This is a genomic window from Gordonia alkanivorans (assembly GCF_004011905.1).
In the GTDB taxonomy this organism is placed as follows: domain Bacteria; phylum Actinomycetota; class Actinomycetes; order Mycobacteriales; family Mycobacteriaceae; genus Gordonia; species Gordonia alkanivorans.
This window is the reverse complement of sequence record NZ_CP027114.1, coordinates 4,416,849-4,436,537: the sequence shown is the minus strand read 5'-3', so window position 1 is coordinate 4,436,537 and position 19,689 is coordinate 4,416,849. Positions and strand designations below refer to the sequence as shown.

Here is a 19,689-nt window from a genome sequence, read left to right as displayed (position 1 = left end):
AGGGGACGCCTCATCGGCTCAATCCGCCGCGGCGACAAGGGGTTGCAGCGTCAGGTCGGGGTGTTCCTTCTCGATGTACTGCAGGCGCCACTTGTCGCTGAAGAGCGCCAGGATCGCACCGTCGGTGCGGGTGAACACCTCGACGCCGCGCTGCCGGTCGAGTTCGGGTGCGCTCTCGGCGTCGGTGCGTCGGGCCAGTGTGTAGCCGAGCGGTTCGATGATGGTGTCGACGTTGAACTCGGCCTTCATGCGGGCGGTGACGACCTCGAACTGCATGGGGCCGACCGCGGCCAGCACCGGCGACATGTCGCCGCGGGTGTCATTGCGCAGTACCTGCACCACACCTTCGCTGTCGAGCTGGTCCATCGCCTTGCGGAACTGCTTGTACTTGTCGGCGGTGGTCGCGCGCAGCGTCGAGAAGTGCTCCGGCGCGAACGACGGGATCGGCGGGAACTGCACCTTCGGGCCGTCGAAGAGGGTGTCGCCGGGGGCCAGCGCGGTCGCGTTGACGAGGCCGACGACGTCGCCCGGGTAGGCGGTGTCGACGGTGGAACGGTCCCGGCCGAAGACGGCCTGGGCGTACTTGGTGGCGAACGGCTTTCCGGTCTGCGCGTGGGTGACGACCATGCCGCGCTCGAACTCGCCGGACACGATCCGCATGTACGCCAGGCGATCTCGGTGGCTCGAGTCCATTCCGGCCTGCACCTTGAACACGACGGCGCTGAACGGGTCGGTGACCGGACGTTCCCTGCCCTCGACGTCGACGCGGCCGGCGGGCGGGGGAGCGAGCTCGACGAGCACCTCGAGCAGTTGCCGCACACCGAAGTTCAGCATCGCCGAGGCGAAGATCATCGGCGAGGTCTGGCCGGCGAGGAACATCTCCTGGTCGTGGTCCTGGCCCATCTCGGAGAGCAGTTCGCTCTCTTCGACGGCGGCCGTCCACTCGTCGCCCTCACGCGCGGCCGCGTCGTCGGCGCTCATGATCTCCTCGGGGGCGATCTTGGCGCCGCCGGCGGTGCGGGTGAAGTGCACGTACTCGCCGGTGCGGCGGTCGAGCAGACCGCGGAAGTCGCCGGCGATGCCGACCGGGAAGAAGAGCGGGGTCGGGGTGAGGCCGATGCGCTCGCTGATCTCGTCGATCAGTTCGAGCGGCGTCTGACCTGGGCGGTCCCACTTGTTGATGACCGTGATCACCGGGATGCCGCGGTGGCGACACACCTGGAACAGCTTCAGGGTCTGCGGCTCGAGGCCTTTCGCCGCGTCGATGAGCATCACCGCGGCGTCGACCGCGGTCAGGACGCGGTAGGTGTCCTCGGAGAAGTCGGCGTGACCGGGGGTGTCGACCAGGTTGATGACGCTCGGGATGCCCGGCTCGCTGTGCTCGGCGAGATAGTTGAACTGCAGGGCGGTCGAGCTGACCGAGATGCCGCGGGCCTTCTCCATCTCCATCCAGTCGGAGACGGTGGACTTGCGTCCCGCCTTGCCGTGGATCGCACCCGCCTCGCTGATCATGCGCGCATGCAGCGCCAAGGCCTCGGTCATGGTCGACTTACCGGCGTCCGGATGGGAGATGATCGCGAAGGTACGTCGGCGCTTGACCTCGGTTGCGACGTCAGAACTCACGAGATTCGAGGCTACTCGGCTGGTGGGAGGGCTCCAAACTCACCATCAATGATGTTGCGGCAGTTGGTGCCGGAATACGGGACCAATTGCCGCAATCCCATATTCTGGGAACCGATGTGAGGGTCGGTGCGTCCAATCGTCGTGCAGACGCCTTCCCGCCTCCGACGCCACGCGCTCGCCCGCGACGGCGTCGTGACGATCGCCGAAGCCCTCGAGTTCGGGATGACGAAGTCGGGTGTCCATCGACGTGTGGACTCCGGGCTGTGGACACCTCAGTCGCGTGGGGTCTATACGCTCGCCGACCACCCGGTCACGGCCAGGACGCGTGCTCGGCTCGCGGTCGCCGAAGTCGGTCGCGGTGCCGCCCTGTCCGGTCTGGGCGCTGCATGGTGGCACGGGATCGTCGAAGATCCACCGAAGAAGCTGACGGTGACCGCACCGCGGTCGAGGCACGCGAAGTCGGTCGACGGCGTTCGTATCCGGTATCGGGCGCTCGAGGACGCCGAGACGGTCACCCGGGATGATCTGCTGGTCACCTCGTTGCCGCTGTCTGTGCTGGAGGCCTCGGTCGAGAAGGACAGCACGGTCCTCGATGCCGCACTGTTGTTACGCCGCGTGTCGATCGAGCAGTTGCGAACCGCAGCGAAGCGCCGTCGTAGGAGGGCGGATGCACCGGGTATCGCGTCTCTCATCGCCGGGGTCGAGGAGGGCGCTCGCTCTGAGGCCGAGCGCCTCGCAGTCGATCTGCTTCGACAGGGAGGGGTCGAGGGATTCGTGTCCAACCATCCCGTCGAGGGCTACTTCGTGGACGTCGCTTTCCCGGAGCAGATGCTCGCCGTCGAGATCGACGGGATGGCGTACCACCGCGACGCCGAGACGTTCCAGCGCGACCGGCGTCGTCGAAACGACCTGATCGCTCAGGGCTGGACGGTCTTGAACTTCACGTGGGCTGACCTCAAGGAACGTCCTGGGTACGTCGTCGACCGCGTCCGTCAGGCACTCGACGCCTGAAACAGATGCGGCAGTTGGTCCCGGAATCCGGGACCAACTGCCGCAACTGGTAGGAGGTGTCTTACTCGAACGGCACCGGCGGAAGCTTGACGACCTGGGAGGCGTAGGAGAGTCCGGCACCGAAGCCGAGGAGGAGGGCGGTCTGGCCCGGCTGCGCCTTGCCGGTGGAGAGGAGATCCTCCATGGCCAGCGGGATCGACGCGGCGGAGGTGTTGCCGGTGTACTCGATGTCGTTGGCGACGACGGCGCCGTCGCGGAGCTTGAGGTTCTTGGCGAGCAGCTCGTTGATGCGCGCGTTGGCCTGGTGGGGGACGAAGACGTCGAGGTCCTCGGAGCCGATCTTGGCGGCCTCGAGGGCGCGGACGGCGACCTTGCCCATCTCGAAGGCGGCCCAGCGGAACACCGCGGTGCCCTCCATGCGGAGGTAGGGGCGCTGGACGCGGTCACCGTCGAGGAAGGTCACCCAGTCGAAGTCCTGGCGGATGGCGTTGAACTGCGAGCCGTCCGAACCCCAGACCACCGGGCCGAGTTCTTGCTCCTCGGTGGGTCCGACGACCACGGCGCCCGCGCCGTCGCCGAAGATGAAGCAGTTGGTGCGGTCGGTCATGTCGAGGGCCACCGAGAGCTGCTCGGCGCCGATGACCAGCACGTTGGTGGCGCTGCCGCCGCGGATCATGTCCGACGCGAGGGCCATGCCGTAACCGAAGCCCGCGCAGCCGACGGTGACGTCGAAGGCGGGGACGCCGTTGCAGCCGAGTTCGGTGGCCACCTTGGTCGCGCCGGCCGGGGTCAGGAGCAGGTGCGTGTTGGTGGCGAGGATGACCGCGTCGATGTCGGAGCCTTGCAGCAGCGCGTTGGCGATGGCCTTGCGTCCGGCGTTGACCGACATCTCCATGACGCTCTCGTCGCGGCGCGCGAAGCGGCGGGTCTTGATGCCGGTGCGGGTGTAGATCCACTCGTCGGAGGAGTCGATGTGCTCGCAGATCTCGTCGTTGGTGACCACACGCTCAGGGCGATAGGCGCCGATCCCGAGCATGCCGATGTTGTTGATCCCTGAGGTGTCCGCGATGACTGCCATGGTCTTCCTTCCGATTATGTGACCCGACATACGACGGTACTCACCCGGCCACTTACTGGGAAGTACCGCATTCCCGTGGCACATCGTTACCGATCGATTGTCGGGTTACCAGGCGTGCACGGTGTTCTGTGCGCTCTCCAGATCCTGGGAGACCAGGAGTTCGATGGCGTCGCAGCCGTTGCGGATCATCAGCTCGACCTCGGCCCGGTCCGCGGACGGGAACGGCTTGAGCACGAAGTCGGCGGGATCCTGACGCCCCGGCGGACGGCCGATACCCATCCGCACGCGCAGGTAGTCGCGGGTGCCGATGGCCTGACTGATCGAACGCAGCCCGTTGTGGCCGCCCTCGCCGCCGCCGCGTTTGAGGCGCACGAGACCGAAGTCGATGTCGAGTTCGTCGTGCACGACGATGAGATCGGCGGGCGCGACCGAATAGAACTTGGCCAGCGGGCCGATCTGCCGGCCGGACTCGTTCATGTAGACGCGTGGCTTGGCCACGAGAACAGACTGGCCGCCGAGGCGAACCTCGGCGACCTCCGCACCGGATTTCTTGTGAACCTTCCAGCGCTCGCCTGCCGAGTCGACGAGGCCGTCGGCGACCATCGCGCCGACGTTGTGCCTCGTCTTCTCGTACTTGGACCCGGGATTACCGAGTCCGACAACGATTTTCACCACTCGAGTAGAGCAGTCGGGGGTCGGATCACTCCGACTCCGCGGGAGCCTCGGCAGCCTCACCCTCGGCACCTTCGGCGGCGTCGGCGTCGGATTCGGTGGCCGCGGCCTGGGCCTCGTTCACGGCGACGATCAGGGTCTCCGGATCGGCGATCAGGGTGACGCCCTCCGGCAGGTCCAGATCGGAGGCGTGGATGGCGGTGCCGGCGGTGGCACCCTCGACGCTGACGGCGATCTGCTCGGGGATCGACAGGGCGTCGGCCTCGACCTCGACGACGCTGGCGTCGGACACGACCAGGGTGCCCGGGGCGGCGTCACCCTCGACGACGATGGCGACCTCGATGGTCACCTTCTCACCGCGACGGACGAGGAGCAGGTCGGCGTGCTCGATGTAGTTGCGGATCGGGTGGACGTCGACCTGCTTGGTGAGCGCGAGCTGGCTGGTGCCCTCGATGTCGAGCTCGATGATGGCGTTGAGGCCGTTGTTACGCAGGATCGCGGCGAAGTCGCGGGCCGGGAGGTGCAGGTGCTGCGGGTCGGTGCCGTGGCCGTAGAGCACGGCGGGAACCTTGCCCTCGCGGCGAGCGCGGCGAGCGGCGCCCTTGCCCTTCTCGGTGCGGGTGCTGACAGACAGCTTGGAGGTCTGAGTAGCCATGAGGATCTCCTCTGATCGGTGGTTGCGGTCGTTCGTCCGTCGCGACGAGCAACGGGCACGCATTCCGACCGCGGACACCCACCGGGCCACACGTGGGCACCCGAGGAGACTGCGATGGTCGCGCCGATCACGGTGACTGGGTCACCCTCGCCGAGACAACGGTGGCAAGGATAGTCGAGGACCTGCCGAGATGTCACATCGCACCCCTCGCCGGATGCGGTCCCGGCATACTGGGCTGCCATGACCTCACAGACCCCGATCGAGATCGTGACGGCCCTGCTCGACGCATTCGCGCGCGAGGACATCGCCGGCGCGCTGGAGACCATCGACGACGACATCGCGTACACCAACGTCTCGCTGCCGACCATCAACGGCAAGCGCAAGGTGGCCGGTGTGCTCGGCGGTGTCGCGAAGAAGTCGTGGGTGGGCTTCAACTACCGGATGCTCAACGTGAGTTCCGACGAGGCGGGTGTCGTGCTCACCGAACGCGTCGACGAGTTGCGTTTCGGGCGGCTGCATCTGCAGTTCTGGGTGTGCGGCCGCTTCGAGATCCGTGAGGGACGGATCGTGGTGTGGCGCGACTACTTCGACTACTTCGACATGACGAAGGAGCTGCTGCGCGGTATCGCGGCACTGGCCCTGCCGTCGGTGCAGAAACCGCTGCCGGCTGCGGCCTAGCGGTTCAGCGGGCTGTAGAACACGAGTCCGTTGCCCTGGTTGTCGTACACCACGGCACGACGCTCGTGCGCGTCGTCGTACGGGCCCTTCACGATGGCGCCGCCGTCGGCCTCGATCGCCTTCGCCGCGGCGTCGACGTCGGCGGTCTTGATACCGACGACGACCTTGCCGGGGATCGGGTGGTCGACCGCAGTGGCGAGAGCGATCGTCACCGGCCCCCCGTCGAGGGCGGCGAAGTGGGCGCCGTCGCGGAACTTCAGCGACATGCCCAGCGTCTCGGTGTAGAACTCGATGGACTCGTCCAGGTTCTCGGTGGACAGGATGATCATCTTGGCTTCGTAGCTCATGGCTATACCCCTTCAGAGGATCTCGTCGAGCTTCTCGAACGGCCGCGGGATGCGGGTCCCCTTGGGGGTCACCACGATCGGACGCTCGACGAGGATGGGGTGTTCGACCATCGCGTCGAGGATCGCCTCATCGGTGGCCGACGCGAGGTCGAGCTCTTTGTAGAGGGCCTCACGCTTGCGCACGGCCTGCGCGGGGGTGAGCCCGGCGTCGGCGAACAGCTGCACCAGCTGCTCACGGGTGTACGGCTCGTCGAGGTACTTGACGACGGTCGGCTCGATGCCGGCGTCGCGCAGAGCCTGCAGCGCCTTGCGCGAGGTCGAGCACTTCGGGTTGTGATAGATCGTCGCGTCCACGAAGACACCGTACCCAGCGCAAAGCGGCCCGGGCCCCAGAGGGGGAGAACCCGGACCGCTCGCGTACCCGTTCCGCGGGGGATCGCTACTCGGGGTCGAGTGCGAAGTCGTACTGCACGACGTTCCGGCCGTCGGCGTCCGGCTTCGGGTCGAGGAGCAGGTCCGGCTTGGTCGCCGAGGCGACGTCGCTGTCGAGCCAGTCCCCACCCGTGAAGTACAGCTGGGTGACGATCGGATGCCGGCCCTTCGCCGCCACGCGCAGATGCAGGTGCGCAGGTCGCCACGGGTGCCACCCGGCGGCCTCGATGAACTTGCCGGTCGGACCGTCGGTCGGGATCTGATACGGCGCGGGTTGGATGGTGGTGATCTCGTAGCGGCCCTGACCGTCGGTGACGATCGTGCCCCGCAGGTTCCAGTCGGGGATGTGCGGCGCGAATCCCGAGTAGTAGCCCTCGGCGTCGGCGTGCCAGATCTCGATCGTCGCGCCGGCCATCGGGTTGCCGTCGAGATCGGTGACCTGGCCGTGCATCACGAACGGTGTCTCGCGGGCGTCGACGCTGCGCATCGGCAGTGTGCAGCGTGCGGGCAGCAGCGGGGAATCCGGCAGATAGTACGGACCCTCGATGCTTCCCTTGGTGCCCTGGTACTTCCGTGAGTTGACCTCCTCGATGTCGTGTTCGACGAACACGTCGAGGAGCAGCGGCCACTCACCACCCTCACCGACGTCGATGAGCCACTGCTTGAGGACCCGGTACTCGTCGTAGGTGATCTCGTACTTGTCGATGAGCGCGCTGAAACCGGCGAAGGCCTCGGATGCGATGGCCGACAGACGTTCCGGTGAGGTGTCGGCGGTGAACCGATGGCCCGCAAACGCTGCGGTGGCCGCACTTCCGGAACCGGCGGCGGTCGGGGATTCGACGGTGGTCGCTGATGCGACCGGGGCGGGCCGCTCGATGGTGGTCATGATGTCTCCTGTTCGAAAGGGCTGTGCGAGAGGGTCGGTCAGCGGTTCCGGAAGAAGCTGACGTCGTCGTTGCCGATGAGGTCCGGCACGGTCCAGCCGTCCAGGTCGTACTCGGACAGGCACTGCTCGGCGAGACCCTTCATCTCCCCGACGGTGCCGCGGGCGTCGGCGAACATGAGAAGCTCGGCCTTCACGCCCTCGTGGTTGCCGGCGTAGTTGCGCTCGTACAGCTCGTGGCGGCCGCCGAACTCGCTGCCGATCGAATCCCACAGCGCCTTCATCACCTTCACGCGATCGACGGCGAGGATGCCGTCGGAACCGCGGACGTACTTGTCCAGGTACGGACGGACGTCGGGGCTCTTGAAGTCCGCCGAGCTCGACGGCAGGTAGATCAGGCCGGAGGCGACGTCCTGCTCGATGATCTCCTTCACGCGCGGGTAGCCCTGCTGGGCGAACATCCGGTAGGTCAGGCCGTACTCGAGCTTCGGGATGACGGTGTCACCGATCCACGGCTCGGGGTTGTTGACCATGGCATCGCTCAACGACCAGAACAGGTTTCGCCAGCCGATGACCTCGCCGACGCGGGTCTGCACGCCGCGGAACCCGCCGGCGCCGGTGCAGTCGAGGGCCTTCATCAGCAGGCCGGCGATGAAGTCGAGCTTGACCGCGAGACGGGTGCAGCCCTGGAGGGTGAAGCGGGGCAGGAAGCCGGACTGCGGGAAGAAGGCGTTGATCTTGTCGACGTCGCCGTACATGAAGACGTTCTCCCAGGGCACGAGCACCTTGTCGAAGACGAAGATGGTGTCGTTCTCGTCCATGCGGCTCGACAGCGGGTAGTCGAACGGCGTGCCCATCACAGCGGCCTGCTGGGTGTACGACGAGCGGCAGATGAGCTTCACGCCCGGGGCGTCCATCGGGACGGTGCAGATCAGGGCGAACTGCTTCTTCTTGATCGGGAGTCCGTAGTGGGAGATGAAGTTGTAGTTGGTGATTGCCGAACCGGTCGCGACGACCTTGGCGCCGGAGACGATGAGACCGGCGTCGGTCTCCTTCTCCACCTTCATGAACACGTCGCCGACCTCGTCCGGCGGCAGCTGGCGGTCGACGGGCGGGTTGATGATCGCGTGGTTCCAGTACAGAACCTTTTCCTGCGACTCCTTGTACCAGCGTTCGGCGTTGGCCTGGAACGGTGCGTACAGCTCGGAGTTGGCGTGCAGGGTGCCGAGGAAGCTGGCCTTGTAGTCGGGGCTGCGGCCCATCCAGCCGTAGGTCATCCGCGCCCAGGTGGCGATGGCGTCGCGGTCGGCGCGCAGGTCGTCGGCAGACTTCGGTGCGCGGAAGAACGGCATGGTCACGCCGCCGTTGCCGGTGTCAGTGGGGGCGGTGACCTTGTCCTTGGTCGCCGGGTCGTGCATGGCGTCGTAGAGGCGGGCGGTCATCCGGATCGGGTTACGGAATGCCTCGTGGGTGGTCACGTCCTTGACGCGCTCGCCGTTGAGCCAGATCTCGCGGTCGTCGCGCAGCGACTCGATGTACTCGTCGCCGGTCATCGGCTTGGAGGCGAAGTTCTCGGTGCGGTTCGCCTCGCTGTCGGCGGCGACGTTCACCTTCGAGCGGTCGACGATCGTCGCTTCGGTGGTCTCGGTGTCGGGGGCGATGTCGGTTGCGGTCATGGTTATCCTCACTTCGGTTGTGCGACAGTAGAGTTGATCGGTGGACGGATGGTCGGTCAAGAGACTGCGGATAGCGGTACGCAGCTCGGCGTGAACCGCGCGGTCGCGTCGAACCAGCGGCTGTGCGGATCGTCGAGGCTGCCGCAGTAGGCGGCGGCGCCGGAGGTCTCGTCGAGGTAGCCGCAGGCCTTCGACTTGCGGGTCAGCGTGACCTGGCAGAGGCGGGGCTCGATCGAGATCGGGGTGAACGCGGTGACCGTCGCGCCGTGCGGGGTGCCCTCGTCGTTCGCGCAGGTGATGACGGTGACGCCGGTGGCGAACTGTCCGAAGATGTTGCGCATCGTGCGTTGGTCCACGGGGATCAGCTCCTTTGCTCTGGCAGTGGCTGGTGGGGGTGTCTGGTGTGACGGTGCGACCAAACGTATGACCGCGATCACATCCCGTCGATCCGCATTGCGAACCGTCGATCCGATGTGCGCAACGTTGCGATCTGGATCGCTCCCGACGGCAGTTCGTGACAGCGGTCACAGTTGCGCTGGACGACGTGAGCGCAGGGCCGCCCATTTCGGGGACCAACCGACCGCGGGTGCCGGTGTCGCAGGCGACGCCGCCGCCCCGTCGTGTCGTGGGGTCGGGGATCGCGGACTGGGATGAGGTCCACGAAGTCGTCGCGGACGCGTACTTCCCCCATGAGCTGCGGCCGCTGTCCCGTGACGACGCCTCCCACTACCGCCTGGAGTCGACGGCGATCGGTCCGACGGTGCTCGCGCGGATCGGTTTCGGCGCAGACGTGTCGATCGACACCGACCATCCAGGGGCATGGGCCATCAACGTTCCGTTGTCCGGCAGCATCGCGTCGGTCACCGACGGCCGGGAGATCGTCTCCGAACCAGGTCAGGCGACGCTCAACCCGCCGGACACCTCGACGGTCATCACCAACTGGAGCAAGACCTGCGAGATCATCGGTTTCAAGGTCGAGCGGGACTACCTGCAGCGCGAGATCGACCGGATCGCCGGCCGCCCGGGCCGGTCATTGACCCGCCAGCTCGATCTGCGCACCGGTGCCGGCGCCGAATGGCTGGGGCTGTTGAGGTCGGCGCGTCAGCAGGTCGCGCAGTGCGAGGGCATCCTGTTGCGCAACCCGCGAATGGCGGAGCAGCTGGGCGGCATGCTCACCACGGCCCTGGTGCTGGCCGCACTGCCCGAGAGTGATGAGCCGATGGCCGGAACCCGCCCGCGCATGGTCAAGCGCGTCATCGACGCCATCCACGCCGACCCGGCGCGACCGTGGACCGTGGGTGAGCTGGCGGAGATCGGGGCGGTCAGCGCTCGACGCCTGCAGCAGAGCTTCCGCGAGTGCGTGGGGATGAGTCCCATGGAGTACGTGCTCGACGTTCGGCTCGAGTGCATCCACAACGACCTGCTGACTCGCGGCGGGACCTCGACCGTCACCGACATCGCCACCCGGTGGGGCGTCATGCACACCGGTCGCTTCGCCGCCGCTTATCGACGCAAGTACGGGGTCGCGCCGTCGGAGACGCGGCGGATGGCGGGTGCCTAAGGAGCCGACGACGACAAAAACCACGGCGCCCGGATGTTCGTGAGAACATCCGGGCGCGGTGGTGAGAGGGAATCGAAAGACTAGGCGATGCCGTCGAACAAGCTTGTGACCGAACCATTTTCGAAGACCTCGCGGATCGTCTGCGCGAGCAGCGGGGCGATCGACAGGACGGTGAGGTTCTCGAAACGCTTCTCGGCCGGGATGGGCAGCGTGTCGGTCGCGATGACCTCCTTGGCGCCGCAGCCGGCGAGACGCTCGGCCGCCGGGTCGGAGAAGACGCCGTGGGTGGTCGCGATGATGACGTCGCCGGCACCGGCCTCCTTGAGCACGCGGACCGCGCCGGCGATGGTGCCACCGGTGTCGATCATGTCGTCGATCAGGACGCAGGTGCGTCCCTCGACCTCACCGACCACGCGGTTCGACTTGACCTGGTTGGGAACCAGCGGGTCGCGGGTCTTGTGGATGAAGGCCAGGGGAGCGCCGCTGAGGGCGTCGGCCCACTTCTCGGCCACGCGCACACGACCGGAGTCGGGCGAGACGACGGTGATGTTGTCGGTGCCGTAGTTGTCGCAGACGTAGCCGGCGAGCTGGCCGAGGGCGTGCATGTGGTCGACCGGACCGTCGAAGAAGCCCTGGATCTGATCGGTGTGCAGGTCGACCGTGATGATGCGGTCGGCGCCCGCGGTCTTGAGCAGGTCGGCGATGAGGCGGGCCGAGATGGGCTCGCGTCCGCGGTGCTTCTTGTCCTGGCGGGCGTAGGGGTAGAACGGCAGGATCACGCTGATGCGCTTGGCCGAACCGCGCTTGAGTGCGTCGATCATGATCAGGGCTTCCATGACCCACTGGTTCAGCGGGTAGGGGCAGCTCTGCAGCACGAACGCGTCCGAGCCGCGGACGGACTCCTCGAAACGGACGAACAGCTCGCCGTTGGCGAAGTCGCGTGCCGTCTGGGGGGTCACCTTGATGCCCAGTTCGTCGGCGACTGCTTCAGCCAGTTCGGGGTGGGCACGACCAGAGAACAGCATCAGGTTCTTCTGGTTGTCGGTGGTCCAGGTCATGAAACTTTTCTGTCCGTTCGGTCGATCTATGGGTCGATCAGTTGGGCTGCCTGCCGTGAACGGCAGGACTGCTCGGGTCCGTTATGCGGTCCCGGAGTTCTTGTCGCGTGCCTCGAGTGCCGCGCGTGCCGCCGCGGTGTCGGGCCGTTTGCGCACGACCCAGTCCTCGATGACACGTTGTGTTCCCGCCGAGACCGCGAGGGCTCCCGGCGGTACATTCTGCCGCACGACGGTTCCGGCTCCGGTGTATGCCCCGTCGCCGATGCTCACCGGGGCGACGAACATGTTGTCCGAGCCGGTGCGGCAATGGTCGCCGATCACCGTGCGGTACTTGTTCACGCCGTCGTAGTTGACGAAGACGCTCGACGCGCCGATGTTCGTGTGCTCGCCGATCGTGGCGTCGCCGACGTAGGTGAGGTGGGGGACCTTGGAACCGTCGCCGATCGTCGAGTTCTTGGTCTCCACGAAGGTGCCGATCTTGCCGGCGACGCCGAGCACGGTTCCCGGTCGCAGGTAGGCGAACGGGCCGACCGAGGCGTTGCCGCCGATGACGGCGTCGCTGCCGTGGGTGCGGATGACGTGGGCGCCTTCGCCGATCGTGACGTCGGTGAGCGTGGTGTCGGGCCCGACGACCGCGTCGGCGGCGATGTGGGTGCGGCCGTAGAGCTGCGTGCCGGGTTCGATCCGCACATCCGGCTCGATCGTCACGTCGACGTCGATCCAGGTGGTGGCCGGATCGACGACGGTGACGCCGTCGACCTGATGGCGGCGGATGATCCGGCGGTTGAGTTCGGCGCCGAGGTCGGCGAGCTGTGCGCGGTCGTTGCAGCCGGCGACGAGGACGGGGTCCGCAACGGTGAAACCGCGGACGGCCTGGCCCGCGTCGCGCGCGATCTCGACGATGTCGGTGAGGTAGAACTCGCCCTGCACGTTGTCGGTCGACAGCTTCGAGAGCCCGTCCCGCAGCGCGGCGGCGTCGACGGCGTAGACACCGGCGTTGACCTCGGTGATCGCACGCTGTTCTTCGGTCGCGTCCTTGTGCTCGACGATGGCGCGCACGGAGTCGTCGTCGGCGCGGATGATCCGCCCGTAGCCGGTCGGGTCGTCGGCGATGAAGCTGGTGAGGGTGACCGCGGCGCCGCCGTCGGCGGTGTGGGTGTCGATGAGCCCGCGGAGGGTGTCGGCGTCGAGGAGCGGGACGTCGGCGGCGGTGACGATGACGGTTCCGGCGAAGTCTTCGGGGAGTCCGGTCAGTCCGACGCGGGCGGCGTCGCCGGTTCCGCGCGGCTCGTCCTGCTCGGTGATCGCGATGTCGCGGCCCAGCGCGGCGGCGATGTCGGCGACGGCCGCGGAGACCCGTTCACGCTCATGGCTGACCACGACGACGAGGTGCTCGGGATCGATACCCGACGTGCCGTGGAGCGAGTGACCCAGGAGGGATCGGCCGGCAATCGTGTGGAGGATTTTGGGGGTCTTGGACTTCATCCGGGTACCGGCACCCGCGGCCAGCACGATCACGGCCACAGATGGCGACGTTCCCGACATCGAATGCCCACCCTCTTCCTTCATCGGTGTTCACGTCGGGTGCGATCCTACGCACCGGTACGGCGGTGTAATAACGCGCCGCACCGTTCTCGCTGAATGCGACGCTGTCACGTGATGGGACACACGTCTGTCGACGTCACCTGATAGAACACAAGGGACCGCGATTCCCCGAGCGTTCGATCGGTGCGTCATGGGCGTTCGGCTTCGACGCGCAGGCGGGGAGCGGACCAGCGCGGGCCGGGTGACCCGGCCCGCACACCTGACAAACGGAGGTATTAATGAGCACGCAGAAGACCGCGATCGTCACCGGCGCGGCACGGGACATCGGTGCTGCCGTGGCCAAGCGACTCGCCGACGACGGCCTGGCCGTGGCCGTCCTGGACCTCGACGCCGATGCCTGCGCCGACACCGTCAAGGCCATCACCGACAAGGGCGGCAAGGCCATCGCCGTGGGCGCGAACGTCGCCGACGAGGCGTCGGTGAACGCGGCCGTCGAGAAGGTCGCCACCGAGCTCGGTGCGCCGACCGTCGTCGTCAACAACGCCGGCATCACCCGCGACAACCTGCTGTTCAAGATGACCGTCGACGACTGGGACGCCGTCATGGCCGTCCATCTGCGCGGTGCCTTCAACGTCACCAAGGCCGCCCAGAAGTACATGGTCGACGCCGGCTGGGGCCGCGTCGTCAACCTGTCGAGCACCTCGGCCCTCGGTAACCGCGGCCAGGTCAACTACTCGGCCGCCAAGGCCGGCATGCAGGGCTTCACCAAGACGCTGGCCATCGAGCTGGGCAAGTTCGGCGTCACCGCCAACGCCATCGCTCCCGGCTTCATCGAGACCGAGATGACCGCCGCCACCGCCGAGCGTGTCGGCGTGCCCTTCGAGGACTTCAAGAAGGCCGCGGCCAGCCAGATCCCGGTGAACCGCGTGGGCGTCCCCGAGGACATCGCCCACACCGCGTCGTTCTTCATCAGCGAGGGTGCGGGCTTCGTGTCCGGTCAGGTCGTCTACGTCGCCGGCGGGCCGAAGGACTGACGACTTACAGACGTCGTCTCGACTCCCAGACTTCGATCGAAGTCTGGGAGTCGGAATGAGGTCGACCGGTGGCGTCACGTCGCCGCCGGAGCGCTGTGGCACAATCGTCAGCGCAGTATTCCCCCATGGTGTAATCGGCAACACTTCTGATTTTGGTTCAGGCATTCCAGGTTCGAGTCCTGGTGGGGGAGCTCAGTTCGACGGTGTGGAAGCTCCGCAGACCCCGATGCAGCTCGAGGAGACACGTACGCGCTGAGTACGGATGACGGATTCGCTCTATCGGGGGACACCGCTCGAGGTACTGCTTCCGGCAGGATCGGGCTACCGTCCGATCCACCGAAGGGCTTCACCGTGAAGAAAGCACTCTCCGCAGGCTTCGCCGCTGTCTCGATCCTGTTGTCAGCGGCGGTGATCGGTCCGGTGCCCGACGCGAACGCGGCCGGGAAGGTGACGATTTTCCCGAACTACGCGGACCGCAACTGTGGGATGAAGGGCTTTGCGATCCAGCACGTCAAGGTCGCGGCCACGCCAGGTGGTACCCGGGTCAATGCGAACGGCCAGCGCTGGGCGCGCATTGCCGTACCCAGCCGTGGAAGAGTCACGCTCACCGCACAGCTTCAGTGCCAGAACGTACGGCTGAAGCAAGCGGTCCAGTGGGTGACGGTGCAGGACAGTGTCACGAATGCGCAAGCGTGGAAGAGCTACTACTTCTGAGGTACGGCTAGCAGTCCTAGGCGATGAAGCCTTCGGCCTGCAACCAGTCGTAGGCGACGTCGGCGGGGTCCTCACCGTCGATGTCGATGCGGCCGTTGAGTTCCTGCATCACCGAGTCGGTGAGCTTCGCAGACACCGGTGCCATGAGTTCGGCGATCTGGGGAGCCTCCTTGTTGAGGCGCGTGCTCAAGACCACGCAACCGCTGTACGGCAGGAAGAACTTCCGGTCGTCGGTGAGTACCGCGAGATCGAGGTTCTTGATCCGGCCGTCGGTGGAATACACCATGCCGAAGTTGCACGGTTCGCTGCGCGCCGTCGAGGTGTAGACGACCCCGGAGTCCATGACTGTCACGTTGTCCTTCGGTACGCCATCGGGCGTGCCCAGCGGGATTCCGTAGGCCTCCAGCATCGGAATCATTCCGTCGGCGCGGCTCAGGAACTCGTCGTTGATGCAGAACGTCCGCTCCGACACCGGCAGCTTCGCGATGTCCGACATCGTCTTCACGTTGAGACGTTTGGCCGTTGGTGCCGACGCCGCGAACGCGTAGGTGTTGTTGAAAGCCGCGGGCGGCAACCACTCGGCGCCGTTGGCGCGATCGGCGTCGCGGACCCGTTTCCACAGCTCGTTCGGGTCGGAGATCGTCTCGGTCTCGCCGAGGTAGGTCTGCCAGGCGGTTCCGGTGTACTCCCAGAGGATGTCGGCGTCGCCGTTGAGGAGTGCCTGGCGCGACGACATCGAACCCGGTGCGTTCGTCAGATCCTTGACCGCCGCCCCCGCCGCGCCGAGGTAGGTCGCGGTGATCTTGCCCAGCAGCACCGATTCACTGAAATTCTTCGACGTCACCCGGATCTCGGTGCCCTCCAAGGGCGTCGAGCCGTCGGCGAGGAATGCCTCGCGGAAGGTGCCAGACGAGCTGACCAGCCCGCAGCCTGCGACCACGACAATGAGTATCGCCGTGAAGACGGCCAGGACGGTCTTTCTCATGAGATCCCCCGCGGTGTCGCGGCCAACTCGACGAGCCGTCCGAGCCAGTCGATCGTCATCGCCAGCAGTGCGACGAGCACCGCGCCGGCGACCAGCAGTTTCGGCAGGAACAGGGTGATACCGGTGGTGATGAGCGTGCCGAGGCTCGTCGCGCCGATGAACGTACTCAGGGTCGCGGTGCCGACCAGGATCACCAGCGCCGTGCGCACACCGTTCAGGATGACCGGCACCGCGAGCGGCAACTCGACCTGGAAAAGCGTTCGCACCGCGGACAATCCGATGCCGCGGGAGGCCTCGACCGTGCGCTGGTCGACCTGCCGGAGGCCGACGATCGTGTTCTGCAGGATCGGGAGCACCGCGTAGACGACGAGACCGATGACCGCCGTGTTGAAACCGGTGCCGAGCCAGAACGTGAACAGCACCAGCAGGCCGATGGCGGGAGCGGCCTGCCCGATGTTGGCGATGTTGACCGCAATCGGGTTGAGCCACTTGAGGGATGGTCGGGTCAGTGCGATGCCGAGCGGGATGGCGATACACACGACGATCACGGTGGCGACGAGCGTGAGCTCGATGTGGTCGAGGATGGTCGCTCGCAGCGCCGGCCATGCCATCGAGGCGCTCTCGGTGGAGGTGAACGTCGTGCGCTGATACCAGATCAGGAACCCGACGCCGATGACGATGATGACCAGCGGTTCGAACCAGACGTCGATGGGCAGCTTCGCGAACCGGCGTCGGAAACCGCTCCGAGGTGGTTGGACCGGTGCCTCTGCTGCCGCGGTGACCCGCGCGGACTCGTCGGCGACGGAGGTCATCGTTCGGCGCTCGGTTCGTCGGCCGTGTCGGCGGCGGACGACTCGTCCTCGGCTGCGATGACCGGTGTGTCGACAGGTGCGGACCCCTCGGTGTGGTCGAGATAGCCGACGTGGTCGTCGTCGCGGACATCCGCGAGCTGTCCGCGGATGGCCTCCATCACGGACGCGATGTTCAGCGCGCCGATGACCGCGCCGCGTCCGTCGGTGACGAGGACGCCGCCCTGGCTGGTCGCGAGCATCGAGTCGAGCGCGTCGTTGAGCGTCGACGACTGTGCGACGACCGGTAGGCGCGGGTCGAGGTAATCCGACACCTCGGGTTTGGCGGAGACCTCCGCGATGCTGGGCCAGGCTCGCGGCCGGCCGTGTTCGTCGACGACGACCAGCCAGTCCTCGCCGGCGGCTCGGGCGCGGTTCACCACGGTGCCGGACCCTTCGCCGACGCGGGCGGTGACCACCTGGCGGATCTCGACATCGCGTACGCGGGTGAGGGTCAGGTGAGCCAGTGTCGCACCGGAACCGACGAACTCCTCGACGAACGGGCTGGCCGGGTTGGCGAGGATCTCTTCTGGCGGGGCGAACTGTTCGATGTGCCCGCCCTCGGAGAGGATCAGGACCTTGTCGCCGAGTTTGGTTGCCTCTTCGAAATCGTGGGTGACGATGACGATCGTCTTGCCCAGTTCGTGCTGGATGGCGATGAGCTTGTCCTGCAGGCGGGCTCGCGTGATCGGGTCGACGGCACCGAACGGCTCGTCCATCAGCAGGACGGGCGGGTCGGCCGCCAGAGCACGGGCCACACCGACGCGCTGCTGCTGACCGCCCGACATGTCCTTGGGCAGACGTTCGGCGAAGGTCGCGGCGTCGAGTCCGACCAGGTCCATGAGGTATTCGGTGCGCTCGGCGATGCGTTTCTTGTCCCACTTGAGGATTCGCGGGATGGTGCCGATGTTCTTGCTGACCGACCAGTGGGGGAAGAGCCCGCCGGACTGGATGACGTAACCGATGGACTGGCGCAGCTTGTCCGGGTTCTCCGCGGTCACGTCACGCCCGCCGATGTAGATACGACCCTCGGTGGGCTCGATGAGCCGGTTGATCATCTTCAGGGTCGTCGTCTTGCCGCAGCCCGACGGGCCGACGAAGGCGACGATGTCACCGGCGTCGATCTCGAGGTCGAGTTGCGCGACCGCAGGCTTGGTCTGGCCCCGGTAGCGCTTGACGACGCCTTCGAGACGTATCGATTCGCCGGTGACGACGCGACCGTTCGCGCCGGACGACGGTTGGCCTGCCGAGGATTTCGACGGCGGGGCGGTGGTGGAGTCGGTCATGAGAGTCCCTTGGAGATGGTGAGTCGGCCGAGCAGAACCAGGAGAGCGTCGAAGACGAGCGCGATGACGACGATGAGAAGCGTTCCGGCCAGCGCTGATTCGAGGGCGTTTGCGCCGCCGAGCCGTGCGAGCCCGTTGAAGATCAGTGATCCGAGGCCGGGGCCGAGGACGTAGGCGACGATCGCCGCGACGCCCACGATCATCTGTGTGGACACCCGGATTCCGGTCAGGATCACCGGCCAGGCGATCGGTAGTTCGACCGTCAGCAGGATGCGCCACCGCGAAAGCCCGATGCCGCGGGCCGATTCGACGACCGCGGGCGGCACCGATCGCAAGCCGACCACCGCGTTGCCGATCACCGGCAGCATCGCGAAGAACGCCAGCATCAGGAACGATGGTGTCACGCCGAGCCCGAACGGGACGATCAGCAGCGCGAGCAGGGCGAGCGACGGAATCGTCAGTGCCACACGACTAGACGTCAGCGTGAGCGCGGCGGCCAGCGGAAGCCGGTAGACGAGCGCGGCGACCGCGATGGCGACGAGGGTGCCGACGAGCACGGTCTGGAATGACAGCGACGCGTGTTGATATGTCAAGAACGTGAGAGAGCGAGCGTTGTCGCCGATGTAATCCCACAATTGCACGGTTGTGTTCCCATCCCCGTTGGTGAATCCGACATTACGCATCGGCGTGGGCCGGTGCCGACGTTTGTCCGATCACGCGTGCCTTTACCCTCACCGTGGGCGGATAACCCTCCACCGGTTGCGGCCGGTGCAGAGTCGGCACGATTCGGTGCACGCCGACCGTCGGTGACCACGTCGGGCAGTGTCATCCTGGATGGGTGAGTGAGAGCGCCCCCGCCGATGCAACACCGACCACAGCAGAGCTCGATCCGGACGACCGGGCCCTTCTGGCCGAAGCCGTCCGTTCCTGGACGCGGATCGTCGCCTGGGTCCTGAGCGTCGGCGGCGCGATCGGGTTCGTGGCGTCGTTCGTGCTGACGGTCGAACGGATCGAACTCTTCAAGAACCCCGACTACGTGCCGTCGTGCAACTTCAATCCGGTCCTGAGCTGCGGTTCGGTGATGGCCAAGCCGCAGGCTGCCCTGTTCGGGTTCCCGAACCCGCTGCTCGGCATCGCGGGATTCGCGGTGGTGATCACCACCGGCGTGGCGATCCTCGCGGGTGCACGTCTCGCGGGCTGGTACTGGGCGGGTCTGCAGGTCGGTGTGACCTTGGCGATGGCCTTCATCTGCTGGCTGATCTACTCGAGCCTCTACTCGATCGGCGCACTGTGCCCGTACTGCATGGTCGTGTGGGCGGCGACCCTGCCGATCTTCGTCTTCGTCAGCGTGCGCAACCTCCATGCGAGCGGACTGACCTCGCGATCCGGGGCGGCGCTCGCGGTCGCCCGTAGCCACGCCCTGATCCTGGTCCTCGCCGTGGGGCTCGTGATCGTGCTCATCGCCATCCGGTTCTGGTCGTACTGGTCGAGCTTGTACTGAGGGCGGGGACCCTTCGTGGCTCGTCGCTACGCTCCTCGCACCTCAGGGAGCGACAATTGGCGCAACATTCTTGATTCCGCGACGACTCGTCCTAGGCTGGGC

The 19,689-nt window shown here is 66.6% G+C and carries 21 protein-coding genes and 1 tRNA gene; 7 read left to right on the top strand and 15 right to left on the bottom strand.

Annotation, left to right across the window (positions count from 1 at the left end; all coding sequences use genetic code 11):
- Positions 1-18: 18 nt before the first annotated feature.
- Positions 19-1,623, bottom strand: a complete 1,605-nt coding sequence (locus C5O27_RS20165; protein ID WP_127963499.1) for a peptide chain release factor 3 — start codon at positions 1,621-1,623, stop codon at positions 19-21.
- A 141-nt stretch (positions 1,624-1,764) separates the two neighbouring features.
- On the opposite strand from C5O27_RS20165, the gene C5O27_RS20160 reads away from it, so the two are divergent.
- On the top strand, positions 1,765-2,634 hold the full coding sequence (locus C5O27_RS20160) for a type IV toxin-antitoxin system AbiEi family antitoxin domain-containing protein (RefSeq protein WP_164905365.1): 870 nt from the start codon (positions 1,765-1,767) through the stop codon (positions 2,632-2,634).
- A gap of 61 nt (positions 2,635-2,695) precedes the next feature.
- Here the strand turns inward: C5O27_RS20160 and C5O27_RS20155 are convergent, their stop codons facing one another.
- From C5O27_RS20155 to C5O27_RS20145, 3 genes are all read right to left on the bottom strand, one after another.
- A complete protein-coding gene (locus tag C5O27_RS20155; RefSeq protein ID WP_006357891.1) occupies positions 2,696-3,712 on the bottom strand; it encodes a beta-ketoacyl-ACP synthase III in 1,017 nt (338 codons plus the stop codon).
- Between the two features lie 105 nt (positions 3,713-3,817).
- Entirely contained in the window at positions 3,818-4,384 is a 567-nt protein-coding gene (pth, locus tag C5O27_RS20150; RefSeq protein WP_040004037.1) for an aminoacyl-tRNA hydrolase, read from the bottom strand.
- A gap of 28 nt (positions 4,385-4,412) precedes the next feature.
- Positions 4,413-5,039, bottom strand: coding sequence for a 50S ribosomal protein L25/general stress protein Ctc (locus C5O27_RS20145; RefSeq protein WP_035750873.1), 627 nt, complete (start codon positions 5,037-5,039; stop codon positions 4,413-4,415).
- Positions 5,040-5,279: 240 nt separating this feature from the next.
- Between C5O27_RS20145 and C5O27_RS20140 the strand changes: the two genes are divergently transcribed.
- Positions 5,280-5,717 carry a limonene-1,2-epoxide hydrolase family protein gene (locus C5O27_RS20140; RefSeq protein WP_035750389.1) on the top strand — a complete coding sequence of 146 codons (438 nt, stop codon included), beginning with the start codon at positions 5,280-5,282 and terminating at the stop codon, positions 5,715-5,717.
- Here C5O27_RS20140 and C5O27_RS20135 read toward each other — a convergent pair.
- From C5O27_RS20135 to C5O27_RS20115, 5 genes are all read right to left on the bottom strand, one after another.
- Entirely contained in the window at positions 5,714-6,064 is a 351-nt protein-coding gene (locus C5O27_RS20135) for a VOC family protein (RefSeq protein WP_035750874.1), read from the bottom strand. The genes C5O27_RS20140 and C5O27_RS20135 overlap by 4 nt on opposite strands.
- A gap of 12 nt (positions 6,065-6,076) precedes the next feature.
- Positions 6,077-6,418 (bottom strand): arsenate reductase (glutaredoxin), encoded by a 342-nt coding sequence (arsC, locus tag C5O27_RS20130; protein WP_006357896.1) that lies wholly within the window; start codon positions 6,416-6,418, stop codon positions 6,077-6,079.
- 85 nt (positions 6,419-6,503) lie between these two features.
- Complete coding sequence (catA, locus tag C5O27_RS20125; protein ID WP_006357897.1) at positions 6,504-7,382, bottom strand: catechol 1,2-dioxygenase; 879 nt, start codon at positions 7,380-7,382, stop codon at positions 6,504-6,506.
- 38 nt (positions 7,383-7,420) lie between these two features.
- Positions 7,421-9,055, bottom strand: a complete 1,635-nt coding sequence (locus C5O27_RS20120; protein WP_035750392.1) for a 4-hydroxyphenylacetate 3-hydroxylase family protein — start codon at positions 9,053-9,055, stop codon at positions 7,421-7,423.
- Positions 9,056-9,111: 56 nt separating this feature from the next.
- Positions 9,112-9,576: a flavin reductase family protein gene (locus C5O27_RS20115; protein ID WP_482788945.1), complete on the bottom strand. Its 465-nt coding sequence runs from the start codon at positions 9,574-9,576 to the stop codon at positions 9,112-9,114.
- Positions 9,577-9,641: 65 nt separating this feature from the next.
- Between C5O27_RS20115 and C5O27_RS20110 the strand changes: the two genes are divergently transcribed.
- The gene (locus C5O27_RS20110) at positions 9,642-10,616 is read left to right on the top strand and encodes an AraC family transcriptional regulator (RefSeq protein WP_127963893.1); all 975 of its coding nucleotides are present in this window, start codon (positions 9,642-9,644) and stop codon (positions 10,614-10,616) included.
- Positions 10,617-10,696: 80 nt separating this feature from the next.
- Here the strand turns inward: C5O27_RS20110 and C5O27_RS20105 are convergent, their stop codons facing one another.
- Positions 10,697-11,674: a ribose-phosphate diphosphokinase gene (locus C5O27_RS20105; protein ID WP_005200959.1), complete on the bottom strand. Its 978-nt coding sequence runs from the start codon at positions 11,672-11,674 to the stop codon at positions 10,697-10,699.
- Positions 11,675-11,755: 81 nt separating this feature from the next.
- Positions 11,756-13,219 carry a bifunctional UDP-N-acetylglucosamine diphosphorylase/glucosamine-1-phosphate N-acetyltransferase GlmU gene (gene glmU / locus C5O27_RS20100; protein WP_127963496.1) on the bottom strand — a complete coding sequence of 488 codons (1,464 nt, stop codon included), beginning with the start codon at positions 13,217-13,219 and terminating at the stop codon, positions 11,756-11,758.
- A gap of 278 nt (positions 13,220-13,497) precedes the next feature.
- Here glmU and C5O27_RS20095 point away from each other — a divergent pair, with 278 nt between their 5' ends.
- From C5O27_RS20095 to C5O27_RS20085, 3 genes are all read left to right on the top strand, one after another.
- Positions 13,498-14,253 carry an SDR family oxidoreductase gene (locus C5O27_RS20095; RefSeq protein WP_127963495.1) on the top strand — a complete coding sequence of 252 codons (756 nt, stop codon included), beginning with the start codon at positions 13,498-13,500 and terminating at the stop codon, positions 14,251-14,253.
- Between the two features lie 119 nt (positions 14,254-14,372).
- A tRNA-Gln gene (locus tag C5O27_RS20090) sits at positions 14,373-14,444 on the top strand.
- 160 nt (positions 14,445-14,604) lie between these two features.
- On the top strand, positions 14,605-14,967 hold the full coding sequence (locus C5O27_RS20085) for a hypothetical protein (protein WP_005200954.1): 363 nt from the start codon (positions 14,605-14,607) through the stop codon (positions 14,965-14,967).
- A 16-nt stretch (positions 14,968-14,983) separates the two neighbouring features.
- On the opposite strand, the gene C5O27_RS20080 is transcribed toward C5O27_RS20085, so the two are convergent.
- The 4 genes from C5O27_RS20080 to C5O27_RS20065 are packed head-to-tail and all read right to left on the bottom strand — an operon-like array spanning position 14,984 to position 18,727.
- Positions 14,984-15,952: a glycine betaine ABC transporter substrate-binding protein gene (locus C5O27_RS20080; protein ID WP_127963494.1), complete on the bottom strand. Its 969-nt coding sequence runs from the start codon at positions 15,950-15,952 to the stop codon at positions 14,984-14,986.
- Positions 15,949-16,764 (bottom strand): ABC transporter permease, encoded by an 816-nt coding sequence (locus C5O27_RS20075; RefSeq protein ID WP_006361222.1) that lies wholly within the window; start codon positions 16,762-16,764, stop codon positions 15,949-15,951. Before C5O27_RS20075 ends, C5O27_RS20080 begins: the two co-directional genes overlap by 4 nt.
- On the bottom strand, positions 16,761-18,086 hold the full coding sequence (locus C5O27_RS20070) for an ATP-binding cassette domain-containing protein (RefSeq protein WP_127963493.1): 1,326 nt from the start codon (positions 18,084-18,086) through the stop codon (positions 16,761-16,763). Before C5O27_RS20070 ends, C5O27_RS20075 begins: the two co-directional genes overlap by 4 nt.
- Entirely contained in the window at positions 18,083-18,727 is a 645-nt protein-coding gene (locus C5O27_RS20065; protein WP_035750881.1) for an ABC transporter permease, read from the bottom strand. Before C5O27_RS20065 ends, C5O27_RS20070 begins: the two co-directional genes overlap by 4 nt.
- 197 nt (positions 18,728-18,924) lie before the next feature.
- Here C5O27_RS20065 and C5O27_RS20060 point away from each other — a divergent pair, with 197 nt between their 5' ends.
- Entirely contained in the window at positions 18,925-19,587 is a 663-nt protein-coding gene (locus C5O27_RS20060) for a vitamin K epoxide reductase family protein (protein WP_006361225.1), read from the top strand.
- Positions 19,588-19,689: the final 102 nt, after the last annotated feature.